The sequence below is a fragment of the Prosthecobacter debontii genome (genome assembly GCF_900167535.1).
GTDB lineage: Bacteria > Verrucomicrobiota > Verrucomicrobiia > Verrucomicrobiales > Verrucomicrobiaceae > Prosthecobacter > Prosthecobacter debontii.
The window spans coordinates 412,263-432,223 of the sequence record NZ_FUYE01000003.1; the positions used below are offsets into that span (position 1 = coordinate 412,263).

The following is a 19,961-nucleotide window of genomic DNA, read 5'->3' on the forward strand; positions in this document are numbered from 1 at the left end:
GGGAATATCCAAGGAAGAAAGTTGAGGCTGCTTGAAATGCGATTCGGATTAAGCCTCTTCGGAGTCGGTGTTGGCCTTTTGCTTCACTAGCTTTTCGAAGACGAACCACTGGTCCCAATGCTCGTGGACAAACCGATGCATGATGGGCAGCCACACTTTCCCCAGGTCATCCGCCCGCACCTTCGTCTTACCCTCGTAAAAACAGGGACCGCACACGATGCGATACTTCAAAAAGCTCAGCCTTTGCAAAAAGATGGGGTAGCAAGGCACCCGGGAGATCTCGGCGAGAACCAGGGGGCCACGGGGGATCAGGAAGGTCACCCCCTCATCCTCCATCTCGATGGGAGAGATGCCCGTCACCACACGGTCACCTTGCACAGCCACAGCTTCCCCCGCCATGAGGATGCGGCACAGCTCGAGGCCCAGGTGGCTATCCACCTCGTTGTAATGCACTTTGAGAAAGGGGTTTTCCTGCTCGGCCCGTTTGAGCTCCGCCTTGCGCAACTCTTGCAGCTCATCGGTCTGCTCAGGCGCGCGCACCATGTGCATGGTGCGGCCAAATTTTTGGGCGAACAGAGTAGCTCCGATATCGTAATTGCCACTGTGAATGGTAAAGACCAGAACTCCTCCAGGATGGGCTTTCATTTCCTCGAAGTGCTCCAGCCCGGCAATGTCCCACCGGACTTCTCGGCCAAAGTGCATGTGCCAGAGGCGATCCAGATAGGTGAGGGCAAATTGATGGAACACTTGGTAGCCGGCCAGCCAATTGCGCAATGGACTGAAATCTGGGCGCAACCCCTGCAAGTTTTCCAGCACCGCCTGCCGCTGGGGCCGCGCCAGAAGATAAATGACCCACACAACAAAGGAATTCAGCAGCAGGCACAGACGGACCGGCAAGAAGCGCATGAGTTTCAACAAAAAGCGCGTCCAGAATGCACCATGCAGTCCAGTATTCCGCCGAGGCGGTGCTTGCGGTGGAGGCTCTTTAGCGGTTTCTTCTGCGGGCATGTGACGGCATGGAATGTGCCTCCGTAACCCACTTGGACCGACCTGACACCTGTTCTTTCATCCCCATTTTTGCCTAGACCTGCCCATTCGTCAAAAACATGAACAGCTCACCTTCCTCCACGATGCCTCCTGCGGACTATGATGTGATCATCATGGGCGGAGCCTTTAGCGGGGCATCTGCGGCGCTGCTGCTCAAGCGTGACCATCCTCAACTCCGCGTCTTGGTGGTTGAGCGTGTGGAGCAATTCAATCGCAAGGTCGGCGAGAGCACCTCTGAGGTGGGAGGCTGCTTCCTCACCCGTGTCTTGCACCTGGGAAGTTATCTCAGCGCCAACCACTACCAAAAGCATGGCCTGCGCATGTGGTTCTGTAAATCTACGCAGGACAAGGTGGAAGACTGCACGGAACTCGGGCCGAAGTATCAAAGCCGCCTGCCCACCTTCCAACTGGATCGCGCCCTACTGGATGAGCACGTGCTGGAACTGGCCAGCGAAGCTGGCGCAGATCTAATGCGGCCCGCTACCCTGCGTGAGATCACCCTGGCGGAGGGTGATGAGCATCACCGCGTGACGGTCCATCTGGGCAAAGAGGAAACCCATAGCTTCACCGCCCGCTGGATCATCGATGCCTCGGGCAAAGCCGCCGTGCTGGCGAAAAAGCTGAGCCTGCACCGTCCGCTCGGGGACGAGCACCCCACCTCCGCCCTCTGGTGCCGCTACCGCAACGTCAATTCTCTCGACAGTCATAAGAGCCGCACGGAGCACCCTAAGCTGATGATGCGAGCTAAAGCCTCCCGGGCGAGCGCTACCAATCACCTCATGGGCCACGGCTGGTGGGTCTGGCTCATCCCACTGGCTAATGGCGACTACAGCGTGGGCATCGTCTGGGATCGCAGTATCTTCACCCTTCCTGAAGGCCCCTCCCTGACGGCGAGGCTGCATGCGCATATCCTTCAGCACCCCATTGGCCGCTTGATGTTTGAAAACGCTGAGCCGGTGGAGGACGACACCTTTTATTACAAGGGCCTGCCCTATCACACGGAACAGATGGTGGGAAACCGCTGGGCCATGGTGGGGGATGCCGCAGGCTTCATCGATCCGCTCTACAGCCAGGGGCTGGACTACTGTGGGCACACGGTTTTCGCCGTCACCCAGATGATCGGCAATGCCTTCATGGGCAAAGATATCTCCGAGGCCATGAACTACCTTCAGACGGCCTACAAGCGCAGCTACCGCCTGTGGTTTGAGTCTCTCTACAAGGGCAAATACGAATACCTGGGAGATGCCGAGCTGGTGCGCATCTCCTTCATCATGGACTTGGGCACCTACTTCGTCGGGCCTGTGCGCCTCGTGTATGACAACCCCGAGTATGAGTTCGCCCACCTGCCCTACGATGGCCCAGCGGGGACGTTCTTTGCCAAATTCATGGCCCTCTACAATCGCCGCCTGAATTCCATGGCGAAGAGACGTTTGGCTAAAGGCACCTATGGCGCCTGGAATAATGGCATGGACCTGACCCTCGGCCAGAGTTACACTCCCGATCTCACCGCTTTCCGCTTCCTGCGCTGGGGCATCCGCCTCTGGCTAATGGCGGAGCTTCGCACCCTCTTTGGTAAAGCACCAAAAACCATGCCTGCCGAGGACGGGATGCCCATTGAGGACAAGGCCATGCCGACGACCGCTTAGCGTGAGGTGCTCTTGAGCAAATCGGAGAGCGGCACCACTTCGCCTTCGGGCGCTTCAGGATCGAATTCACCTCGCGCCCGGCGTTTCTCTTCCTCAGCATTTTCCTTGGCTGCTGCTTCAGCCCGCTTCTTCGCTTCCATCTTCTCTTTGCGCGTGGAAGGTGTCATTTCCAGGAACGTCGAAGCGGAGCTGGATTCATGGATCTTTGGATACTTCTCTTCCAAGATGGTGACTAACTCAGGAGCTAACCCCCGCCACACCGTGAAGATCCCGTCGGAGACGGGACGATTGATCTGCACATGATCCACCGGGACGCCGTTGACCATGGTCATGAGCATTTCGCCCGAACGCAAACGCGTGACCAAATCCAAAGACTGTGTGCCTTTGAAATCCAGCTTCAGAGCTACCCCATAGGTGCCATCCTCCGCCGGGAAGGGATGGATGGCCGTTACACTTTGCGTGCTGAATTCAGGAATGATTTTGAAGATCATCGTGCGCCCTTCGACGTTCCTGCGAAAAATAGTCTTTGGCGAATCCATGTCCGTTCCTTGGGAATGGACCGTGATAACCACCTTATCCTTGTCTTTAGATTGGCAGGAAGGAAGCACAGCGGCCAAGAGGGCAATGAGAAACAGACGATGCATATGGGCGCAGGAAATCAGAAAGCGCTCGTCTTTGCAACTCCTACCAGGAATCGCTGAGGCATCCTTTCGAACTTGATCGCGTTCGGAGCCTCGGCTTCAGCCGGGGCAGACCTTCCTCGCTCATCTCCGGCGCGTAGCCTTTACCCGTCACTTATCGAGATTGGCAGGCGGTTTGGGCCGGATTTTCTCGAAGGTCTCCTTTTGCTCCGGTTTCAGTCCCTTCTGAATATCCGCCGCCGCTTGGTCCACGATGCTCCAGACATTGCGGATGCCTTCCTCTCGCAGCGTGCTCAGCTCCGCCACGGCCTGATCGGTCACGGCTTCAAATTGCTGCCGCTGCGCCTCGTCAGGGTGAAGCTTCTCCAGATGCTTCATGGCGGCCTGCTTCCAAAAAGCGGGGGTTTCCTTCTTTTTTTGCACGGCTTTGGAAACGATCAGGCCCAGCATGAAGCCCGCCCCTCCACTCATGAGGATGAGGACGATAATGAGACAGCCGGTTTTACGACGGAGAGACATAATCATGGCCAAAGAAGATCGGACCCTAAACTGACGCCCACCTGAGGCAGTTCCAGGCTGGGTTGCGTCCAGTCAGATAAAACCAGTCCAGCGCTCAGAACCAATAAGGCGAAGGCGGCCCAGGCGGCCCGCATCCCCAGGCGAATAAAAATATCTTCCCAGGTTTCCAGCGGTCTTTCGCGCAAGCGTGCCGCCACCCGCGTGGCGAGTCCCCAGGGCACCTGAGGAGCCTCTTGGCCAGGCATTTGCCTCGCCTGCTCGGTCAGAGTCTGCCAACGTTGGTCGAAGTTTTTCATGCGTCTTGGAATTCACTTTTCATGCTTTGCCGAGCTAGAGCACGCAATTTATGCCGGGCGCGCATGGCTCTCATTTTGACCATCGCGCGCGTCCATCCGGTCAGTTCGGCGATCTCTTGGGTCGAACGCTCTTCCAGGTCCAGCAGCGTGATCACCAGTCGGTCGGGAGGGGATAGCCTGGCCAGTAATTCGTGGACGATCCGATGCGCATCGGCCGCCGAAGAACGCGGTGGTGCTTCGGCCTCGCGGTTCGTCAAGTAATCCAGCCACTCGGTTTCTCCCGGCTGAAAATCCGCCCAGCGCCACTCGGGCCGAGCTTTTTCTGCACGCAACGCATCCAGACAGGTCCGCACGACGAGCCTGCTCACCCAGTGCTCGAAAGGAATCCCCGAGCGCTCTTGATAGGCATCCAGCTTTTGAAACAACTTCACGAAACAGTCCTGCACCAGATCCTCCTCGCTCTCTCGCCGCGGCAAATGGTTGTGCACCCACCGCCAGACCCAAGGATGCAGATGGGCAATCAAGGCCTCCGCCGCGATGGGATCGCCATCGCGCACACGCTGGAGACAGGCCTGCACATCGAAAGCTTCGGGCATCACGAGGCGAGGAATTTATGAGGAAAAGCAGCCACACTGCGAGAACAACGTGAACGACCTCGCTGTGGTAACAGCTTATTTTAATCCGAGTCGGGCAAGCCCGTTATCTTCGGCAAAGGCGCGAGAACATTCACGGGCCAAGGGCGAAAACGCTCGATGATGCCGGGAGCTAATTCTTTGCTCGTTTCATACCCGCGCCGCAGCATCTCCATCTTCGCATCGATGTTGTCCACGTGATGCAAGATGACGGCCTCCGGGGTCTTCGGAAGCACCGGAGAGCCAAATTCATACTGTCCATGATGAGAAGCGATCAAGTGCAGCAGATGCATGCGCACCAGATCACTCGCCGGCTCCAGCATAGTCCAGCTTGCCGCCTCAGAACGCTCCATCATGTCCCGCCAGAGCTTATTGACGAGTTCCAGGCCTAACGAAATGTGCCCCAGCATTTCACCATGCAGTTGATAAGGCTGGCTGAACCCCATTTCAGGGTAGGTGTTTTCCCAGAGCTTGCCACAGTCGTGAAACAAAACACCTGCGGTTAGCAGGTCGGTATTCAAGCTGGGATAAGTGCCTGCTACGGCTGCAGCACAGCGCATCATCTGGGCCACGTGCTCCACGAGGCCTCCGCGGCGAGCGTGATGATTCTCCCGAGCGGCTGCGGTGCGGCGAAATCGCTCCCCATGTTTCTCCAAAAAGAGACTGCACACCGTCTTCAAACGGGGATCCCGGATGGCTTCCACCTGCTCAACGATCTTGGCATAATCCACCCGCTGACGTTCAGCCAACTCTGCGTCTCCACTGAGCAGGGTCTGCTTTTCCTCCTCGGTCAAAAAGCGCAGGCGCGGCTGCCGTGGTTCGATGCCAAACTTGCCAGTATCCACCCACTGCGCAGCTAACTCCAAGAAACAGCCACGCTGGAGCTGAGCGGCATCGTGAAACAGCGGGTTGTTATCAAACACCCGCCACACCAGGGAATCTCCCGCATCCAAGAGCCTCACCTCGAGAAAAGGAGCGCCCCCCGAGGTCTGTTTCTCCACCCGACTATCCACCTGCAAATGCACCCGATAAGGTTGCGGTGAAGGGGCAATAACCTGCCGCAGTTGCGTCAGCGTCACGAGATCAAGATCAGCGGCGTCATCCATGCGGCAGTGGAAGCCGACTCCATGCCTGGATGCAAGAGCGAAGTCCCCGGAAACTTAAACCGCGTTCGCCTTCAGCACACGCAGCATGTTCCCACCCAGCACACCACGAATGGTCTCGTCACGGTGCCCCCGCAGGATCATGCCCAGGGTAAACAGCGGCCAATTCGTCCACGCGATGCTCTGCTCGGCTTGCGGAGTCGCCCGATAGTCATCTTTGGGCCAAAGATGCTCCCAACGATCCCCTGCCCCTCCTAGAGGCGAGGAGCCATCGGGCCGTCGCAAGATCTTCGCACGTTCTTCTTTCTCAAAGCGCGATGTGTAAGAGATGTCACAGCCGATGGCCGCATGCTCAGGACCGAAGGTTTGGATGAGATGATCCAAATGATTCATCAGAGCGACGATATCGCCTGATCCACCCAAGAAACGCGGAATGCAGCACAGGCCCACGAGTCCGCCCGTCTCGCAAATGGCCTTGATGGTGGAGTCCGGCTTGCCTCGGAAATGCTCATACACCGCTGCACACGTGGTATGGCTGGCCACCATCGGTTTCGACGAGGCACGGGCCGCATCCTCGGCGGTCTTCCAGCCGCTATGCGCCACATCCACAATCACGCCGAGCTTATTCATCTCCGCCACGACACTGCGGCCGAAGTCACTCAGCCCGCCATCATGCGGTTCCCCGGCCCCATCGCCGATGGGATTCCGGCGGTTGTAAGTCAGGTGCATCATGCGGATGCCCAGTTCATGGAAGATGCGGATGAAGCGCCTTTCATCGCGCGTGCTTTCCCAACCTTGAGTTAAAGGCACGCCATTCCCTGTGAAGCATAAACCCACATGGCCAGCTTTTTTCAGCGCCTCAATTTCTTCCGCTGTCGTGACTTTCGAGAGGGCAGGTTTCAGGCCATCCGTAGCCCGCGTGAAATGCGCCAGACGTTTGATCAGCCGCATCGGATCATTGCCCTCTTCTCCGGCGTTCTGAAAGATGCAGGTCACTCCTGCCGCATGGAAGGCGTGGAAAAATTCCTCCCGTTCCCGTGCATTCTCCACCCCGCGGCTCATGGTCTGAGACTCCCGCAGATCACTGAGTTCATCGCGGCTAGCCCCTTCACGAATGGCCGCATTGATCGCCTCCGCATCCACGGCAAATCGGGGAGCGAAGCCATAAGACTCGAAAACCACAGACTGAAAGTGCAGTTCCCAGGCGTGCTCGATCTGGGCCTGAGTCGGCTTCAATATTCCCAAAGCGATCTCGCGCGGCCGATCCATGCTGGGATTTCCCGTTCTCCACAGGTCCTTTTGTTCCTGTCCTTTCACAGAGATGTGGAATCCTGCAGCAAGAGCTGAGGCTAAGGGAAGCTGAGAGAGCAGTGAACGGCGGGAAAGAGGCATGGCAGACTTCTACGCCGACTAGCCTCGTAGGCTTTCTTCGCCCGTCTGACCCACAGATACCTTCCCTTTTCTCTCTCAAGGCGTTAATCTGGCTAAAGAATACCCAGTTCATCCGTTGCACATGAACACCCAGCACCGGCCTTTTGACTCCATGATCCGCCAGCCCTTTGCCCTTTTCGCCATCCCTGTGGCACTCACTTTGAGCGCCTGTGGCCCCAAACCAGAGGCTAAAACCTCGGCGACTCCCGCCCCCACTGCCGAAAGGAAGGCCGAAGAATCAACCCCTCAAGCTGCGGCTGCACCCACCCATCCAGCCCCTGCCGCAGCCGAGGCACCGGCTCCTGAGCCGAAATTCTCCGAGGCACCGGTGGATATCGGTGGCTTTGGCAGTTCCGAACCTGCGGAGCGCAAGGACATGCCCTCTCGGGGAGTGATCACACTCGGGCCTGACTCTTGGCAGCATAGCAATGGTGCCCATTGGGAAACCTACACAGGCACCAGTTTCAAAGCCAAGCGCTGGGGCCGTTACAAGGTCCGCCTCACTTACATCCTCAACCGCAGTGCTCTGGGTATGCAATTTCGCATGGCGGATCTCGTGGTGAAAAAGTCCCTGCTCAATGCCACCTCTCCACGCAAAACCTACTTGGGCGATATTTACATTTCACAGCCCGGGGATGTGCCCTTTGCCTTGCTGACCCCGCCCACTGAAAACGCGGGTTTTGAAATCGTCGAGATCGCTTTGATTCCCACATGTGAAGGCGAAGTCCCTCAGCAGGAGGCTGATGGCAGCATCGTGCTCAATGCCAAGGACGCCATCACGTGGTCTGAAAACATGCGGTATGAACCCAAGCCCGAGAAAAACTGCCTCGGCTTCTGGACCTCTGAAGATGACATGGCCGAGTGGGAATTCATCGTGAATAAGCCCGGCCGCTATAAAGTGACCGTCAGTCATGGTTGCGGCGGAGGTAATCACGGCAGCCAAGTGGAGCTCAAGCTCTCCGATCAAACACTCAAATTCACCACACAGGACACGGGCGGCTTCCAAAACTGGAAAGAAGTCTCCTTGGGCGAGATCGAAATCAAAGGCTCTGGCAAACAGCGCCTCATGATCGACCCCGTCAACAAGGTCAAATCCGCTGTGCTAGACGTCCAAAAGGTGGTTCTGACCCCGGTGAGCTAAAGCGGGTTCCCCACCCTAATCCACGAGGATCCTCACCACCTCAGCCGCCAGGGTGAATCCAAAGGTTCCGGTGACAAACGTCGCGGCACCGAATCCTGCTGAACAATCGAGCCGCAAGCCCGCCTCTGCGCCTGTTTCTCGTTGAGTCGAGCAGGTGCCGTCAGACTGCGGGTAAATGGCTTTTTCAGAAGAGAATACACAGGGCACATCCCAATGCATCGGCCGTCCCTCGGGGCTTTTGGGAAAACCGTGCGCCTCACGCAAACGCCGCCGCACCTGTTGGAGCAGAGGATCGCTACCTGCCTGTCCCAGATCAGCCGCCTTCACCTGCGTCGCATCTCGCCGACCTCCGGCGCTTCCCGAGACTACCACCGGTAGGTTCAAAGCGCGTGCTTTGGCGATGATCAGAGCCTTCACATTCGTGCTATCGACGGCATCCACCAGGCAATCGAATCCGGGAGCCAAAAGACGGTCAGCCGTGCTCTCCAAGAAGAACTCAGGGATGGCCTGCACCTGACACTCAGGATTGATCTCCTTCACCCGCCGAGCCAACACCTCCACCTTCGGGTGACCGATTGTCGGTGCCGTGGCGGGCAGTTGGCGATTGGTATTGGTGATGCAGACATCATCCATGTCCATCAGTGTCAGAGAGCCGATCCCGCTGCGGGCCAGGGCCTCGACGGTCCACGAGCCCACTCCCCCGACCCCAATCACCGCCACCCGGGCCTGATGCAGACGTGGCAGTGCCTGCATGCCATACAGCCTGCCCATGCCGCCAAAACGCTGAAGATAACTCTCTGTCATGCTTGTGTCTCCTCCTCTATAGCGCATACGCTGACCTCGGCAAAAAGAGACGAATGTCATGGTTTGAGTTTTCCCGGCACGGCCCTGGCTGTATCTTTCCCATTTCAAGACTGACATGGCGGATTTCACCCTCACCTTTCTCGGCACCGGCACCTCTGTAGGCATCCCGATGATCGGTTGTGATTGCGAAACCTGCCGGAGCACGGATCCCCGTGACAAACGCCTCCGCTCCAGCCTCTGGATCCGCACGCCGGAAATGAGCTGGCTCGTCGATACCGGCCCGGATTTACGCACCCAATGTCTGCGTGCAGGTATCCGAGAGGTGGATGCGGCGATCTTCACCCACCCGCACATGGATCACCTGACCGGGTTTGATGAACTCCGCCGTTTCACCATCCCTGCGGAGCAATTCATGCCCATCTACGCCATGCCCTCCTGCCTCGCCGTCTTAGAGCGCATGTTCGACTATGCCTTCAACGGAGAAAACCGTTATCGGGGGTATTTGAAACCCTTCCCCAAACCCATTCACGGCCCCTTTCATCTGGGTGAAACCCTGGTCACTCCTCTCCCCGTTCAACACGGTAAAGTGGAAACCGTGGGCTACCTCTTCACCCGACACGAACGCAAACTCTGCGCTTACATCCCGGATGCCAAAACCATCCTCCCAGAGTCTCTGGCGCTGATGGAAGGCGTAGATACGCTCATTGTCGATGCCTTACGTTACACGGAACATCCCACCCACATGAACTTTCAGGAAGCCCTCGCCATTCAGGCCCATCTCCAGCCACGGCAGACCTGGTTCACCCATCTTCAATGCGAGATCATGCACAGCCGGGATGAACCGCTCCTCCCGCCGGGTGTCAATCTGGCGTATGACGGATTGGAATTGGAGTGGTAACTTGTGCTCTACCTGTGCCGGATGAGGAATGATTGTTCAGTGAAATGCGCCTCCTGCTTTAACCTCAGCGGGGTTGAGTGGTTTCGGCTTCTGGCTCTTCTCGTGGTGGGCATCTGGCATCCGCTCCTGGCCCAAGATCCCCCGCCAGCGCTCGACCTCAGCGGCGAAGTGGCCGTCGTTTACAATCCCGATTTCGCTCAATCTCGCGAACTTGCCGAATATTATGCTCACAAACGTGGCATCTCAGCGGACCGCTTGATCGCCCTGCCCTGCCCGCTCGAAGATGCCATGACGCGGCAGCAGTATGATGAACTCATCCGCAAGCCTTTGTTCGAAGCCTTTGTCCGCAAAGGCTGGTGGAGACTCGGAGAGCAGGAGATTCACGATCCCGTCAGTGGCCGCACCCTGCCTGCCATGACCGTGGCAGAGTCTGCCGTCCGGGTCGTGGTCCTGATGCGTGGCATTCCCTTCCAGATCCAACGCAGCACCCAAAACCCCAAAAACACCCAGGAAGATGAGGCCAGCGTCGATAGCGAGCTTAGTTTGTTAGGCCTACCCCGCCAACCGATCGCTGGGGCGCTTCGCAATCCTTATTTCAAGCAAGACATGCGCTTCCAGATGTATCAGGGGACCCCGGGTTTACTGCTCGTCGGTCGGCTGGATGGCCCCGACGCCGATACGGTGAAACGGATGATCGATGACTCTCTTCTGGCAGAAACCGAAGGGTTACGAGGACGTGCCGTCATCGACTTGGCTCAAAAGACCGGCGCTTATCAGGAAGGCGAAGACTGGCTCATCCGCAGCACTTTGCTTTTCCGAGAAAAAGGCATCCCCGTCTATGTGGATAAAAGCGAAGCCGTGATTCCCGAACACTGGCCCCTACCGGATACCGCCTTTTACTTTGGCTGGTACACCACGAATGCCAGCGGGGCTCTCGCCAGTCCTTCCTTCCGTTTTCAACCTGGGGCCATCGCCTGCCATCTGCATTCCTTCAGCGGAGCGGCTCTACGTTCACCCGACCGCCATTGGGTCGGTCCCTTGCTGAAACAAGGTGCCGCAGCCGCCCTGGGCAATGTGTTTGAGCCTTACCTCAGCCTCACCGTTCACTTCGATGTTCTCAATCAACGCCTGCTGGAAGGCTACACTCTCGCCGAAGCCGCCTGGAACGCCACCCCCGTGCTGTCTTGGATGAATGTCGTTTGCGGGGATCCGCTCTACCGTCCTTATGCTCGCGGCCCTGGTGCTGTGATGGGGGAGGGAAGAGATCGCGACTACGCCCTCTATCAAGGCACCGCCCTGCGTTATCCCGGCAATGACAGCCGTGCTCTGAAGCAAGCTCTGACAGAACTCGCCGAAAGCCGTAACAAGCCTCATCTCCTGGAACTTACTGCGCTCCTCTCCGCCAGCGAAGGCAAAGAGGCCGAAGCCATCGAGCTGCTCGAGCATGCTCTCAGCCTCTACGTCATCGCTGGCGATAAAGCCCGGGCTCAGCTCTACCAAGCCATTCTCTATCAGGAAGAAAACCGGCCCGCCGATGCGAAAGCCGCGCTGAAAAAACTGCTCACCGATCCCGACCAAACCAAGCTGCCTGCCGCTCAAGCTGCCAGTGTGATCTATGACAAGATCCCTTGAGTCTTGCGGACACGGATGAGCAGGTCGTTTAACGATTGCCGAGCACTTTCTTCGGGTGCTTCACGGAGTGAGCTGGCCTGATGGGCCGCCTCTAACTCTGCCCGCAAACGCTCAAACTCACTCCGGTAAAAAGCTAAATCTGTGTCGGTAAGAGTGGCCTGTTCTGGACCGTTTAGCTTGCGAGCAATTAAATCTGGGAGATACGACAGACGAAAGCTCTCATTCAAAGTCACGAGATTGGCTTCAACCTCACCCGTGCGCATCATCCAGCTGCCTGTCAGCAGCACTCGATAGACATAAAGCAGCGGCTTCACGCGAGGCGGTTGCTCCTTCAAAAACAGTTCCCACTGCGTGTGCACAAAACCAAGATAATGATGCGAGTGGTGTCGGGTGATGCATCCCTTCGCGATGTCCTTAAGCTCTTGATGCTCGGGAGTCGTGTGAACGATTAAGGGTGAATAGAGCTGCTCCAACACATACCCATTCTTTTTGAGCAACAGGCTGAAGAACTTCTTCACATCGTGAGATACGATATCCATTTCCAGCCCCTCAATGATGCGACTGTCCTCAACGGTTTCATCTTTCACCTCCAGCCCCAACACCCGCTCCAGAGGGAGAATGTGAGCTCCTCGAAGATCGAAATCCGAATCGGGTGAAGGAAAGCCATAGAGGTGCGCACCGCTAATTGTCGCAAACAAAAGTGGATAAGGCTGTGCCGATGTGATGCGCAGGAGACGTGGGTCGTCAGTCATGAGGGTAGGCTCCGAAAAAGGATCATTCCCGATCAGGGATTCGGAAATCATCCATGATCTATCTGGAAATTCCAGTCCACCTTGCCTGGATCAATAGCCGATTCGCGGCTTCGTAATCGGGCCTTTCGGGTAACTTTGTCTCGGCCAACGCCAATTCAAAATCTCGATGCAATTCTTGCCGCCAGGCGTCAATTTCTTCCCAGGTGAACTCACCCCGTTTGACGGCTAAAAGTTGATCTCGACGATCCCCAACGTGCACGGGGACATAGCCCTCTCGCAAAGTCGCCGCGCCGGTCATTAACAAGCGCAGAAGGTGCATGGCATGCTTCCAACGAACCTGCCCTTGGTTACGTCGATCCTGTTCGATCTTTTTGAACTGGCTTAAGGCATATCCGTTGAACGTCTGAAAGATCATCTGCGACAGAAAATGGTCACGCACAGATAACAGGGCCTCGGCCACCTGACTGCATTTTTCGACCAGTGGCGAATACAGGCACTCCAAGATGTTGGGATTAGCCTTCAGTGCCATGGTGAGAAACTTCTGAAATTCCCAATAACAACTTTGGGTAGCATTGTCCTCGAATTGCTCAGGCGCGCCATAGAGGGACCAATGCAATTCCGCAGGAGCCAAGTAAATGCCGCGAAGGTCTGTATCTGAGGACTCGGTTTCCAAACCATAGGCACGTGACCCCACCACACAGCGGTAGATGATATGCTGCTCCAATGAGAAGTCAGCGAGGGCCGGATCCGCGCCATCGAGGCGATCTTTGAAGTGCTTCAAAACTTCCAGGTCCTCCATCGACAAGGCCGCCTCAAATCCATCGGGGAAACGGATCAGATAGGCTTCACCAACCACACAAGGCGTGCGAGTCACAATCCCAACCGCCCCACGCGGATGCACCAGCGCATGATTGCTTCCATGCACAGCCACCTTGGTGATCACCTGAGTGCCAGCATGAATGTTATGGGTTTGGTGGGACATGATCGAAGAGCTTTGTTTATAAGCTCCTCGATAAGATTAAACAACTCTGCTCACTTCACTCTGATCGGCTGCCGAGCGATGACTTGGCTCTCTTGGGTAACATAGCGCAGTTCATACTCTCCAGGTTCTTCGGGTGCCGTGATATCGACGGTCGCACCCGCCCCTGGAACTTCGTGATAGCTCAAGTAAGCACTGTCTTCAGCTCCCGGTTTGGTGATCGTGACATAGTCCCCCTCTCCTTGTGGCCCCGTCCATTCGATCGGAATCGCTGCATTCGCGGCGACTTCGGACGGCCCTTTGACCGTGGCTTTCATGTCCGTGAGCTTGATTGGACGACGGAAGAGAACCTTGCCTTGTTGCTCGTCGTTGATGCGGATTTCCATATCGCCCGCTTTGCGCGGAGCCTGGAGCTGCATGGGATTCCCTCCATCGAGCCTGATGTATCGGTTATAAGCTCCTTCTCCCTCTCTTTTATCCACAATGGTGATGTAAAGGTGCGCTAAAGCCGGAGCCTTCCAGATGATTTTCACGAGGGTGCCTGCCATGGCGGATTCGGGTGCCTCCAAAGCCAGGGAAGCGGCTTCCACCTTGAAGGCCTTGCGCGCAAAGGGACGGTGGGAGGCATCGTTGGCATAACGCATTTCATACTCTCCTGGCTCTGCCGGAGCGTTGATCTGAACCCTTTCGGCATCGACCGAGGGACGAACGTAAGACTCATAAGCACCATCCGCAGCACCTGCCTTAACCCATCCGATCCAATCGTTGTTCTGAACGGGGGCTTTGTATTTGACAGTGATCGGGCTGCTAGCCGACACCGTGGCTGGTAATTCGAGACCCACCACCGGTGCTTTGACTTCAAAGGGCTTTGATCGACCACAAATGACTTGGCGATAATCCTTACCCCTGACGGTAAAACGCGCTTCATACATTCCAGGATTCTCTGGCGCGATGACAGACATGGTGTTTTCCTTGCCGATCGCGTCTCTCAGATTTGGCTCTGCCGAATCAGGGGCTCCCACCGGGGCGATGATGATGTACTGTTCTCCCACACCATTGGCACCAGAGAAAATAACGGTGAATTCCTGCACCAAAGAAATCTCTTCATTCGGCACTTCAACCGTCACCTTCGGCATCTCGGTCACATCCAAAACAAAGGTGTTATCGGCTCCCACGGCCACGCCTAGATCTGTGAACACGCGTCCTGAAGGTGAAACAGTGGCTGAATAAAGGCCCGGTGCTAATTCACCCACCCAAGTTCCAGGTTCTTCACTTTTGGTTAGCTGAAAAACCGCTTTGTCGGTCCGCAAAAGAGAGAGATCTCCTTCCGACCAAGGCTCCCCATTTTTTGTCACCCGCACGGTCACTTTTTCCTTCTTCACCACAGGTGCGGCAGGCGCTGCCATCGTGGCAGAAGTGGCGTTTTTCAAAGCTTCCGCCAGCTTCACCACACTGTCGGCGTTTTCAATCGGAGCCAGTACGGCAAATCGCTCCGCCACCACTTTAGGCAATCCGATGCCGATGATCCTGACGTCCGCATCAATGCCATCTGCTTTGAGGCGGGCTAAGGCGGCAGTGACATCGCCTCCGCACGATTCCTCGCCATCGGTAAAAACGATCACCTGTTTTTTACCCGGCTTGGTAAAATCGTCTGCCGCCGCATTCAGGGAGATCGCCAGAGGAGTCGCACCAATGGCACGCGCATCCTTCACCAAGCGCAGCATCTCCGCCCGTTGAAAGCCCTCCATAGGCACCACAAGAACGGTGTCTTCGCAAGCTCCGGGCTCACGATGCGAAACCTTGGAACCGTAAAGCCGCAGGCCAATGTGAAGATCTTCCTTCTCCGGTGCGGTGGCAATGAACTCGCTCAGCACCTGTTTAGCCGCATCGATGCGGTAACGACCATCGGAGAGCTTATTCCACATGGAGCCTGAGCAATCCAAAATCAGCTCCACCGACGTCGGTTCGGCGTTGAGTGTCAATGAGGTCAAGCAAAAGCAAGCGGTAAGAAAAGCAGTGCGCATAAGAGGTTCTCAAAAATGATTCCCTCCATGGTCAAAAAAGTTTCACCCTAGATTCATAAAACATTGGTTATCAATGAATTAAAATTTTGTGACCTCATCATTTATTTTCCGTAATGAAGGTGATGCAATTTGCATCGCTTCACCTCGTCTCCCATGAAACATTACCTCCCTGCTATCCTCTGCGCTGCCGTCATCGGTGGTGCACTCGGCGTGCCTCTGCCCGGTCACGCTCAAACCACGCAACCCCCGATTGTCGGTTTCCTCTTCGATGCGCAGGCCATCAGCGGCAATGGCCAAGTCGTATTGGGACAGGAGAAAGGCGGCTCTTTACTTTGGACCTGGAGTGAGGGAACCAACTGGTTGGAAGTCGATACGCCCCTGGAAGAGGCTTATCTTTACGCCAATGGCCTCAGCAAGACAGGGCGATTCATCGTGGGCGACGTTTATGATTATGACAACAGCATCGGTTTAGGTTTTTGGATGGACTCTACCACTGGGGAAGCCGTGCTTTTGCAGGCGACAGGAGCTTATTGGACTGGGGCGACGGACGTGAATGATGCTGGCGATACCGTCGTGGGTTACGCCGACTTTAACGGCGTCGATTCAGGGCCTTGGTTTAGCCAGGCGCTGTGGTGGCATGGCGATTTTGAAGATCCCACAGTGCTGATGCCCTTGGATGAAGAGTTATCTTCCGCACGTGCCTTAGCTGTGGATGGCGCGGGCGAGCGGGCAGTGGGCTATGCATTCGACAACGGCATTGTTAGCACTCAGCAAGCGGTTTATTGGGAACTCACTGGAGACGAACCCACCGCAGTGGCCATTGGCGATGTGGGTGAAGGAGGTTACAGCGTTGCCAACGACATCAGCCGAAATGGAAAATACATCGTCGGTAGCGTGCGCACCGAAGACGGAATGCGTGGCTTCACTTTCACGGATGAAGGTGGAATGATCGAAATTCCTCTCATCAGCGATGCCATCTTTTACAATGGCACCGCCAATGCGGTGAGCAACAATGGCTTCGTTGTCGGCAGTAACGCCCCAGAACGTGACGATACCTCCGCTCCCGCCACAGACACAGCTTATATTTACGACGAAGTGCATGGCACACGTAGCTTGAGAACATGGCTGCAGGACAGCGGTGTAGAAGTCGGTGAATGGAATTTTGCTTCGGCGACAGGCATCAGCGAAGATGGCAAAGTGGTGGTTGGCAATACGGGGCTGCGCTACCGAGGCCCCTCGGCCAGCGATGCTGACCCTGAAGAATATGTCGGTTTCATTGCCCGAGTGGGTAGTGGTGCGATCATCCCAGAAGATTTCGTCAGCACCCTGGGTGCTGGCCAAGCTCCAACGGGCGCGGCTTTTAACCTGCTGAATCTGACGATGCATGGGGCTCACCACATTCCTCTTCAAATGATGGGGGCAAATCGCCATGCCTGGATGACAGGTGACTTTGCCCGCTATGACGACAGTGACGTCAACTCCGGCCTCGCCGAAGTGGGTGGTGCTGTGGATTTCTTTAATCAGCAACTTGTGGCTGGCCTTGGCATCGGTCAGAGCTGGATCGCTCAAGATCTCGCCCAGAATGGCGATGTGGATATGGATGGCACGTATGTGCTGGGCGAGCTCAGCTTTAAACCCACGAAGCTGCCTGTGGTCTTCACCATCACCGGTGCCATCGGTAACTGGGAGGCCGACATCGACCGTCATTACACCAATGCCGGCCTCGAAGACAGCTCTGAGGGCAGCACCGATGTACTCTCCAGCACCCTGCGCTTCCGCGTGGATTGGCTGGACATCGTGAAAGTGGGCGGCTTTGGCATCACGCCAAAGATCGAATACACCGTCAACCACACCAATGCCGATGCCTACACCGAGTCCGGTGGTGGTTTCCCGGTGTCTTATGACGAACAGAGCCACACCGCTCAGGAAGTGCGTTACGGTCTCACTGCGGCTCGCCAGTTGCTGCAAAACAAAGCCCTCCTGCGTCTGCGCGTGGAAGGCGTGCATCGTTTTGATCAAACCGGCCCCAGCACCGGGGGCCAGGTCATCGGCCTGTTTGATTTCAATCTTCCTGGCCAACAGATCCAGCAAGATTGGGCGCTCTTCGGCATCGACTTCGCCTATGCGATCAATGAGAAAGTCACTCTCAATACCAGCGTCTCCACCTCCACCAGTGGTGAAGATCCAGTGTTTGGCGGCAGTGTTGGTATCCAAGTGAAGTTCTAGACCGGATCAGACACGCTTCGAGAGGGCCAGGGATGTGCATCCTTGGCCCTTTTTTGCCGACTTATTTAAATTTCGAAAAAATAAGATGACTCTTTATGTTCGCATAAATAAAGAGTGATTTACAAGACCGCTCTCTCCACTCCCTCGGAGTTCGGTTTTTTGAAGTCTGTCATGGATTCTTCCTCCCCTCTCCCCCCTAAGTCGGGGTTTCCTGAGACGCAGTGGGCGACGATCTGTCTCGCCGCCCACGGCAGCGAGGAACAAAGGCGAGAAGCGCTACAAGCACTCTGCCTCACCTACCGGTTACCGCTTTACACCTTCCTGCGCAGCCTTGGCCGCGGCCACGAGGTGGCGGAGGATACGGTGCAGGAGTTTTACCTGCGGCTGACCAATGGACGCCTGCTCAGCCTCGCGACCCCTGAAAAAGGACGGTTCAGGACCCTCCTCCTGAAGGCCATCAAAAACCTCGACCAAGATCTACAGCGGGGAGATCAGGCTCAGAAGCGCGGTGGAGACATGGAAATGATGTCGCTGGATCATCCTGCTGTTTTAGAACGGCTCCAGGATGAACTCATTCAGCATCTCTCTCCCGAAAAAGTCTTTGATCGGGCGTGGGCCAATGTCTTGATCGACCGCACACGAGTCCGACTCCAGCAGCACTACACGACCTTGGGCAAAGTAGCTCTGTTTGCGGAACTTTTTCCGCGCATTGCAGGGGACAAATCTGCCACAGACTTTCTAGCTGACACCGCCACTCGGCTGGAGATGTCAGAAGCCGCCGTGAAAACAGCCTTTTGGCGAATGCGCCAACTTTACGGCGAAATCTTCCGGGATGAAGTGCGGCAGACGGTGGTCAGCCAAGAAGACATTGAAGATGAAGTGCGGCGATTGATGGCCAGTTTCAGTTAATTTTGTTGCAAATCGTTTGCGTTATAATAATGCAATATAATTGCATTATGAAACTAAGCGTACCCGCTCCTCCGCTCCCCGTCACCGTCCTATCTGGCTTTCTAGGTGCAGGCAAAACGACCCTCCTCAACCACATCCTCCGCAATCGCGATGGCCGTAAAGTCGCCGTCATCGTCAATGACATGAGCGAGGTGAATGTGGACGCTCAACTGGTGAAAGCGGGCGATGCCAAGCTCAGCCGGACTGAAGAAAAAATGGTCGAGATGAGCAATGGCTGCATCTGCTGCACCCTGCGCGAAGACCTGATGCTCGAAGTGACCAAACTCGCGCAAGAAGGTCACTTTGACGCCCTCATCATCGAATCCACAGGCGTCTCCGAACCCATGCCTGTCGCCGAGACATTCACGTTCCAAGATGAAAACGGGCGTTCTCTCTCCGACATCGCACAACTCGATACGATGGTCACGGTGGTGGATGCCCGAAACTTCCTCAACGACTACCATAGCACCGACGATCTTCAGGATCGTGGCCAAGCTCTGGGTGAAGAAGATGGCCGCGCCCTTGCCCATCTTCTGACCGATCAAATCGAGTTCGCCAATGTGATCCTCATCAACAAAACGGACTGCGTAAAGACTGAGGAAGTGACGGAAGTGCAAGGGATCATCCGCGCATTGAATCCCCGCGCAAAAGTTTACTGCACGAATCAATCTCAGATTGAGCTGAACAAGGTTCTCCAAACAGGCCTCTTCCAGATGAGTGAGGCGGAGCAAGCCGAGGGCTGGCTGGATTCTCTCCAAGGTCATACTCCTGAAACGGAAGAATACGGCATCAGCAGCTTCGTTTACCGTTCCCACCGCCCCTTCCATCCCCAGCGATTTCAAGAGTACCTCAAGGCCTCTTGGGAAGGTGTAGTCAGGGCAAAGGGCCTCTTCTGGCTCGCCACGCGCATGGAGTTGGCCGGATTCATCTCCCTAGCAGGTGTCCTGCGAGATACACGGGCCTTAGGCTACTTCTGGTCCGCCGTGGATAAGCGCGAGTGGCCCACGGACAAGGCGAGCCTCCAGGAGATCCAAGCCTATTGGCAAGAACCCTATGGAGACCGTCGCCAGGAGATCGTCATCATTGGCCGCCAGATGGATCAAGCCACCTTGAGGGCTCAATTCGATGCCTGCCTACTGACCGATGAGGAGTTCTCGAAAGGTCCCAATGCGTGGCAAAAAATGGCCGATCCGTTTCCCTCCTGGCAGTCCCAGCAAGACATCGAAGAAGCGCAAGCCTAAC

At 56.1% G+C, this 19,961-nt stretch carries 18 protein-coding genes; 7 read left to right on the forward strand and 11 right to left on the reverse strand.

What is annotated here, in order from left to right; all coding sequences use genetic code 11:
• Positions 1-48: 48 nt before the first annotated feature.
• Positions 49-1,008: an LpxL/LpxP family acyltransferase gene (locus B5D61_RS06490; protein WP_078812504.1), complete on the reverse strand. Its 960-nt coding sequence runs from the start codon at positions 1,006-1,008 to the stop codon at positions 49-51.
• 98 nt (positions 1,009-1,106) lie between these two features.
• Between B5D61_RS06490 and B5D61_RS06495 the strand changes: the two genes are divergently transcribed.
• Positions 1,107-2,693 carry an NAD(P)/FAD-dependent oxidoreductase gene (locus B5D61_RS06495; protein WP_078812505.1) on the forward strand — a complete coding sequence of 529 codons (1,587 nt, stop codon included), beginning with the start codon at positions 1,107-1,109 and terminating at the stop codon, positions 2,691-2,693.
• Here B5D61_RS06495 and B5D61_RS06500 read toward each other — a convergent pair.
• The 6 genes from B5D61_RS06500 to B5D61_RS06525 form a co-directional block, all read right to left on the reverse strand.
• Positions 2,690-3,337: a hypothetical protein gene (locus B5D61_RS06500; protein ID WP_078812506.1), complete on the reverse strand. Its 648-nt coding sequence runs from the start codon at positions 3,335-3,337 to the stop codon at positions 2,690-2,692. The two genes, B5D61_RS06495 and B5D61_RS06500, sit on opposite strands and share 4 nt — an antisense overlap.
• A gap of 147 nt (positions 3,338-3,484) precedes the next feature.
• Positions 3,485-3,853 carry a hypothetical protein gene (locus B5D61_RS06505; protein WP_078812507.1) on the reverse strand — a complete coding sequence of 123 codons (369 nt, stop codon included), beginning with the start codon at positions 3,851-3,853 and terminating at the stop codon, positions 3,485-3,487.
• A 2-nt stretch (positions 3,854-3,855) separates the two neighbouring features.
• A complete protein-coding gene (locus tag B5D61_RS06510) occupies positions 3,856-4,149 on the reverse strand; it encodes a hypothetical protein (RefSeq protein ID WP_078812508.1) in 294 nt (97 codons plus the stop codon).
• The gene (locus B5D61_RS06515; RefSeq protein WP_245846491.1) at positions 4,146-4,745 is read right to left on the reverse strand and encodes an RNA polymerase sigma factor; all 600 of its coding nucleotides are present in this window, start codon (positions 4,743-4,745) and stop codon (positions 4,146-4,148) included. Before B5D61_RS06515 ends, B5D61_RS06510 begins: the two co-directional genes overlap by 4 nt.
• 80 nt (positions 4,746-4,825) lie before the next feature.
• The gene (locus B5D61_RS06520) at positions 4,826-5,887 is read right to left on the reverse strand and encodes an HD domain-containing protein (protein ID WP_078812510.1); all 1,062 of its coding nucleotides are present in this window, start codon (positions 5,885-5,887) and stop codon (positions 4,826-4,828) included.
• A 54-nt stretch (positions 5,888-5,941) separates the two neighbouring features.
• The gene (locus B5D61_RS06525) at positions 5,942-7,276 is read right to left on the reverse strand and encodes a dipeptidase (RefSeq protein ID WP_078812511.1); all 1,335 of its coding nucleotides are present in this window, start codon (positions 7,274-7,276) and stop codon (positions 5,942-5,944) included.
• 121 nt (positions 7,277-7,397) lie between these two features.
• Between B5D61_RS06525 and B5D61_RS06530 the strand changes: the two genes are divergently transcribed.
• Entirely contained in the window at positions 7,398-8,456 is a 1,059-nt protein-coding gene (locus tag B5D61_RS06530) for a DUF5077 domain-containing protein (protein ID WP_078812512.1), read from the forward strand.
• A 15-nt stretch (positions 8,457-8,471) separates the two neighbouring features.
• Here the strand turns inward: B5D61_RS06530 and B5D61_RS06535 are convergent, their stop codons facing one another.
• A complete protein-coding gene (locus B5D61_RS06535) occupies positions 8,472-9,260 on the reverse strand; it encodes a tRNA threonylcarbamoyladenosine dehydratase (protein WP_078812576.1) in 789 nt (262 codons plus the stop codon).
• Between the two features lie 115 nt (positions 9,261-9,375).
• Here B5D61_RS06535 and B5D61_RS06540 point away from each other — a divergent pair, with 115 nt between their 5' ends.
• Positions 9,376-10,158 (forward strand): MBL fold metallo-hydrolase, encoded by a 783-nt coding sequence (locus B5D61_RS06540; protein ID WP_078812513.1) that lies wholly within the window; start codon positions 9,376-9,378, stop codon positions 10,156-10,158.
• 39 nt (positions 10,159-10,197) lie between these two features.
• The gene (locus tag B5D61_RS06545) at positions 10,198-11,790 is read left to right on the forward strand and encodes a TIGR03790 family protein (RefSeq protein WP_176159260.1); all 1,593 of its coding nucleotides are present in this window, start codon (positions 10,198-10,200) and stop codon (positions 11,788-11,790) included.
• On the opposite strand, the gene B5D61_RS06550 is transcribed toward B5D61_RS06545, so the two are convergent.
• From B5D61_RS06550 to B5D61_RS06560, 3 genes are read right to left on the reverse strand one after another with little or no spacing between them, the layout of a single operon-like run.
• Positions 11,772-12,542, reverse strand: a complete 771-nt coding sequence (locus tag B5D61_RS06550; protein WP_078812577.1) for a nucleotidyltransferase domain-containing protein — start codon at positions 12,540-12,542, stop codon at positions 11,772-11,774. The two genes, B5D61_RS06545 and B5D61_RS06550, sit on opposite strands and share 19 nt — an antisense overlap.
• Positions 12,543-12,600: 58 nt before the next feature.
• The gene (locus B5D61_RS06555; RefSeq protein WP_078812515.1) at positions 12,601-13,524 is read right to left on the reverse strand and encodes a nucleotidyltransferase domain-containing protein; all 924 of its coding nucleotides are present in this window, start codon (positions 13,522-13,524) and stop codon (positions 12,601-12,603) included.
• A 50-nt stretch (positions 13,525-13,574) separates the two neighbouring features.
• On the reverse strand, positions 13,575-15,545 hold the full coding sequence (locus B5D61_RS06560; RefSeq protein ID WP_078812516.1) for a vWA domain-containing protein: 1,971 nt from the start codon (positions 15,543-15,545) through the stop codon (positions 13,575-13,577).
• A gap of 153 nt (positions 15,546-15,698) precedes the next feature.
• Here B5D61_RS06560 and B5D61_RS06565 point away from each other — a divergent pair, with 153 nt between their 5' ends.
• The 3 genes from B5D61_RS06565 to zigA all read left to right on the forward strand — a co-directional run bounded on the left by B5D61_RS06565 (position 15,699) and on the right by zigA (position 19,960).
• Positions 15,699-17,771, forward strand: coding sequence for an autotransporter domain-containing protein (locus B5D61_RS06565; RefSeq protein ID WP_078812517.1), 2,073 nt, complete (start codon positions 15,699-15,701; stop codon positions 17,769-17,771).
• Positions 17,772-17,942: 171 nt separating this feature from the next.
• Complete coding sequence (locus B5D61_RS06570) at positions 17,943-18,680, forward strand: RNA polymerase sigma factor (RefSeq protein WP_139373102.1); 738 nt, start codon at positions 17,943-17,945, stop codon at positions 18,678-18,680.
• Between the two features lie 47 nt (positions 18,681-18,727).
• Positions 18,728-19,960, forward strand: a complete 1,233-nt coding sequence (gene zigA, locus B5D61_RS06575) for a zinc metallochaperone GTPase ZigA (protein ID WP_078812519.1) — start codon at positions 18,728-18,730, stop codon at positions 19,958-19,960.
• Position 19,961 lies beyond the last annotated feature (1 nt).

Bases quoted from the DNA above. Each gene is read 5' to 3' on its own strand.
- B5D61_RS06490 (WP_078812504.1), bottom strand. From the start codon at position 1,008: ATGCCCGCAGAAGAAACCGCTAAAGAGCCTCCACCGCAAGCACCGCCT.
- B5D61_RS06495 (WP_078812505.1), top strand. From the start codon at position 1,107: ATGAACAGCTCACCTTCCTCCACGATGCCTCCTGCGGACTATGATGTG.
- B5D61_RS06500 (WP_078812506.1), bottom strand. From the start codon at position 3,337: ATGCATCGTCTGTTTCTCATTGCCCTCTTGGCCGCTGTGCTTCCTTCC.
- B5D61_RS06505 (WP_078812507.1), bottom strand. From the start codon at position 3,853: ATGTCTCTCCGTCGTAAAACCGGCTGTCTCATTATCGTCCTCATCCTC.
- B5D61_RS06510 (WP_078812508.1), bottom strand. From the start codon at position 4,149: ATGAAAAACTTCGACCAACGTTGGCAGACTCTGACCGAGCAGGCGAGG.
- B5D61_RS06515 (WP_245846491.1), bottom strand. From the start codon at position 4,745: ATGCCCGAAGCTTTCGATGTGCAGGCCTGTCTCCAGCGTGTGCGCGAT.
- B5D61_RS06520 (WP_078812510.1), bottom strand. From the start codon at position 5,887: ATGGATGACGCCGCTGATCTTGATCTCGTGACGCTGACGCAACTGCGG.
- B5D61_RS06525 (WP_078812511.1), bottom strand. From the start codon at position 7,276: ATGCCTCTTTCCCGCCGTTCACTGCTCTCTCAGCTTCCCTTAGCCTCA.
- B5D61_RS06530 (WP_078812512.1), top strand. From the start codon at position 7,398: ATGAACACCCAGCACCGGCCTTTTGACTCCATGATCCGCCAGCCCTTT.
- B5D61_RS06535 (WP_078812576.1), bottom strand. From the start codon at position 9,260: ATGACAGAGAGTTATCTTCAGCGTTTTGGCGGCATGGGCAGGCTGTAT.
- B5D61_RS06540 (WP_078812513.1), top strand. From the start codon at position 9,376: ATGGCGGATTTCACCCTCACCTTTCTCGGCACCGGCACCTCTGTAGGC.
- B5D61_RS06550 (WP_078812577.1), bottom strand. From the start codon at position 12,542: ATGACTGACGACCCACGTCTCCTGCGCATCACATCGGCACAGCCTTAT.
- B5D61_RS06555 (WP_078812515.1), bottom strand. From the start codon at position 13,524: ATGTCCCACCAAACCCATAACATTCATGCTGGCACTCAGGTGATCACC.
- B5D61_RS06560 (WP_078812516.1), bottom strand. From the start codon at position 15,545: ATGCGCACTGCTTTTCTTACCGCTTGCTTTTGCTTGACCTCATTGACA.
- B5D61_RS06565 (WP_078812517.1), top strand. From the start codon at position 15,699: ATGAAACATTACCTCCCTGCTATCCTCTGCGCTGCCGTCATCGGTGGT.
- B5D61_RS06570 (WP_139373102.1), top strand. From the start codon at position 17,943: ATGGATTCTTCCTCCCCTCTCCCCCCTAAGTCGGGGTTTCCTGAGACG.
- zigA (WP_078812519.1), top strand. From the start codon at position 18,728: ATGAAACTAAGCGTACCCGCTCCTCCGCTCCCCGTCACCGTCCTATCT.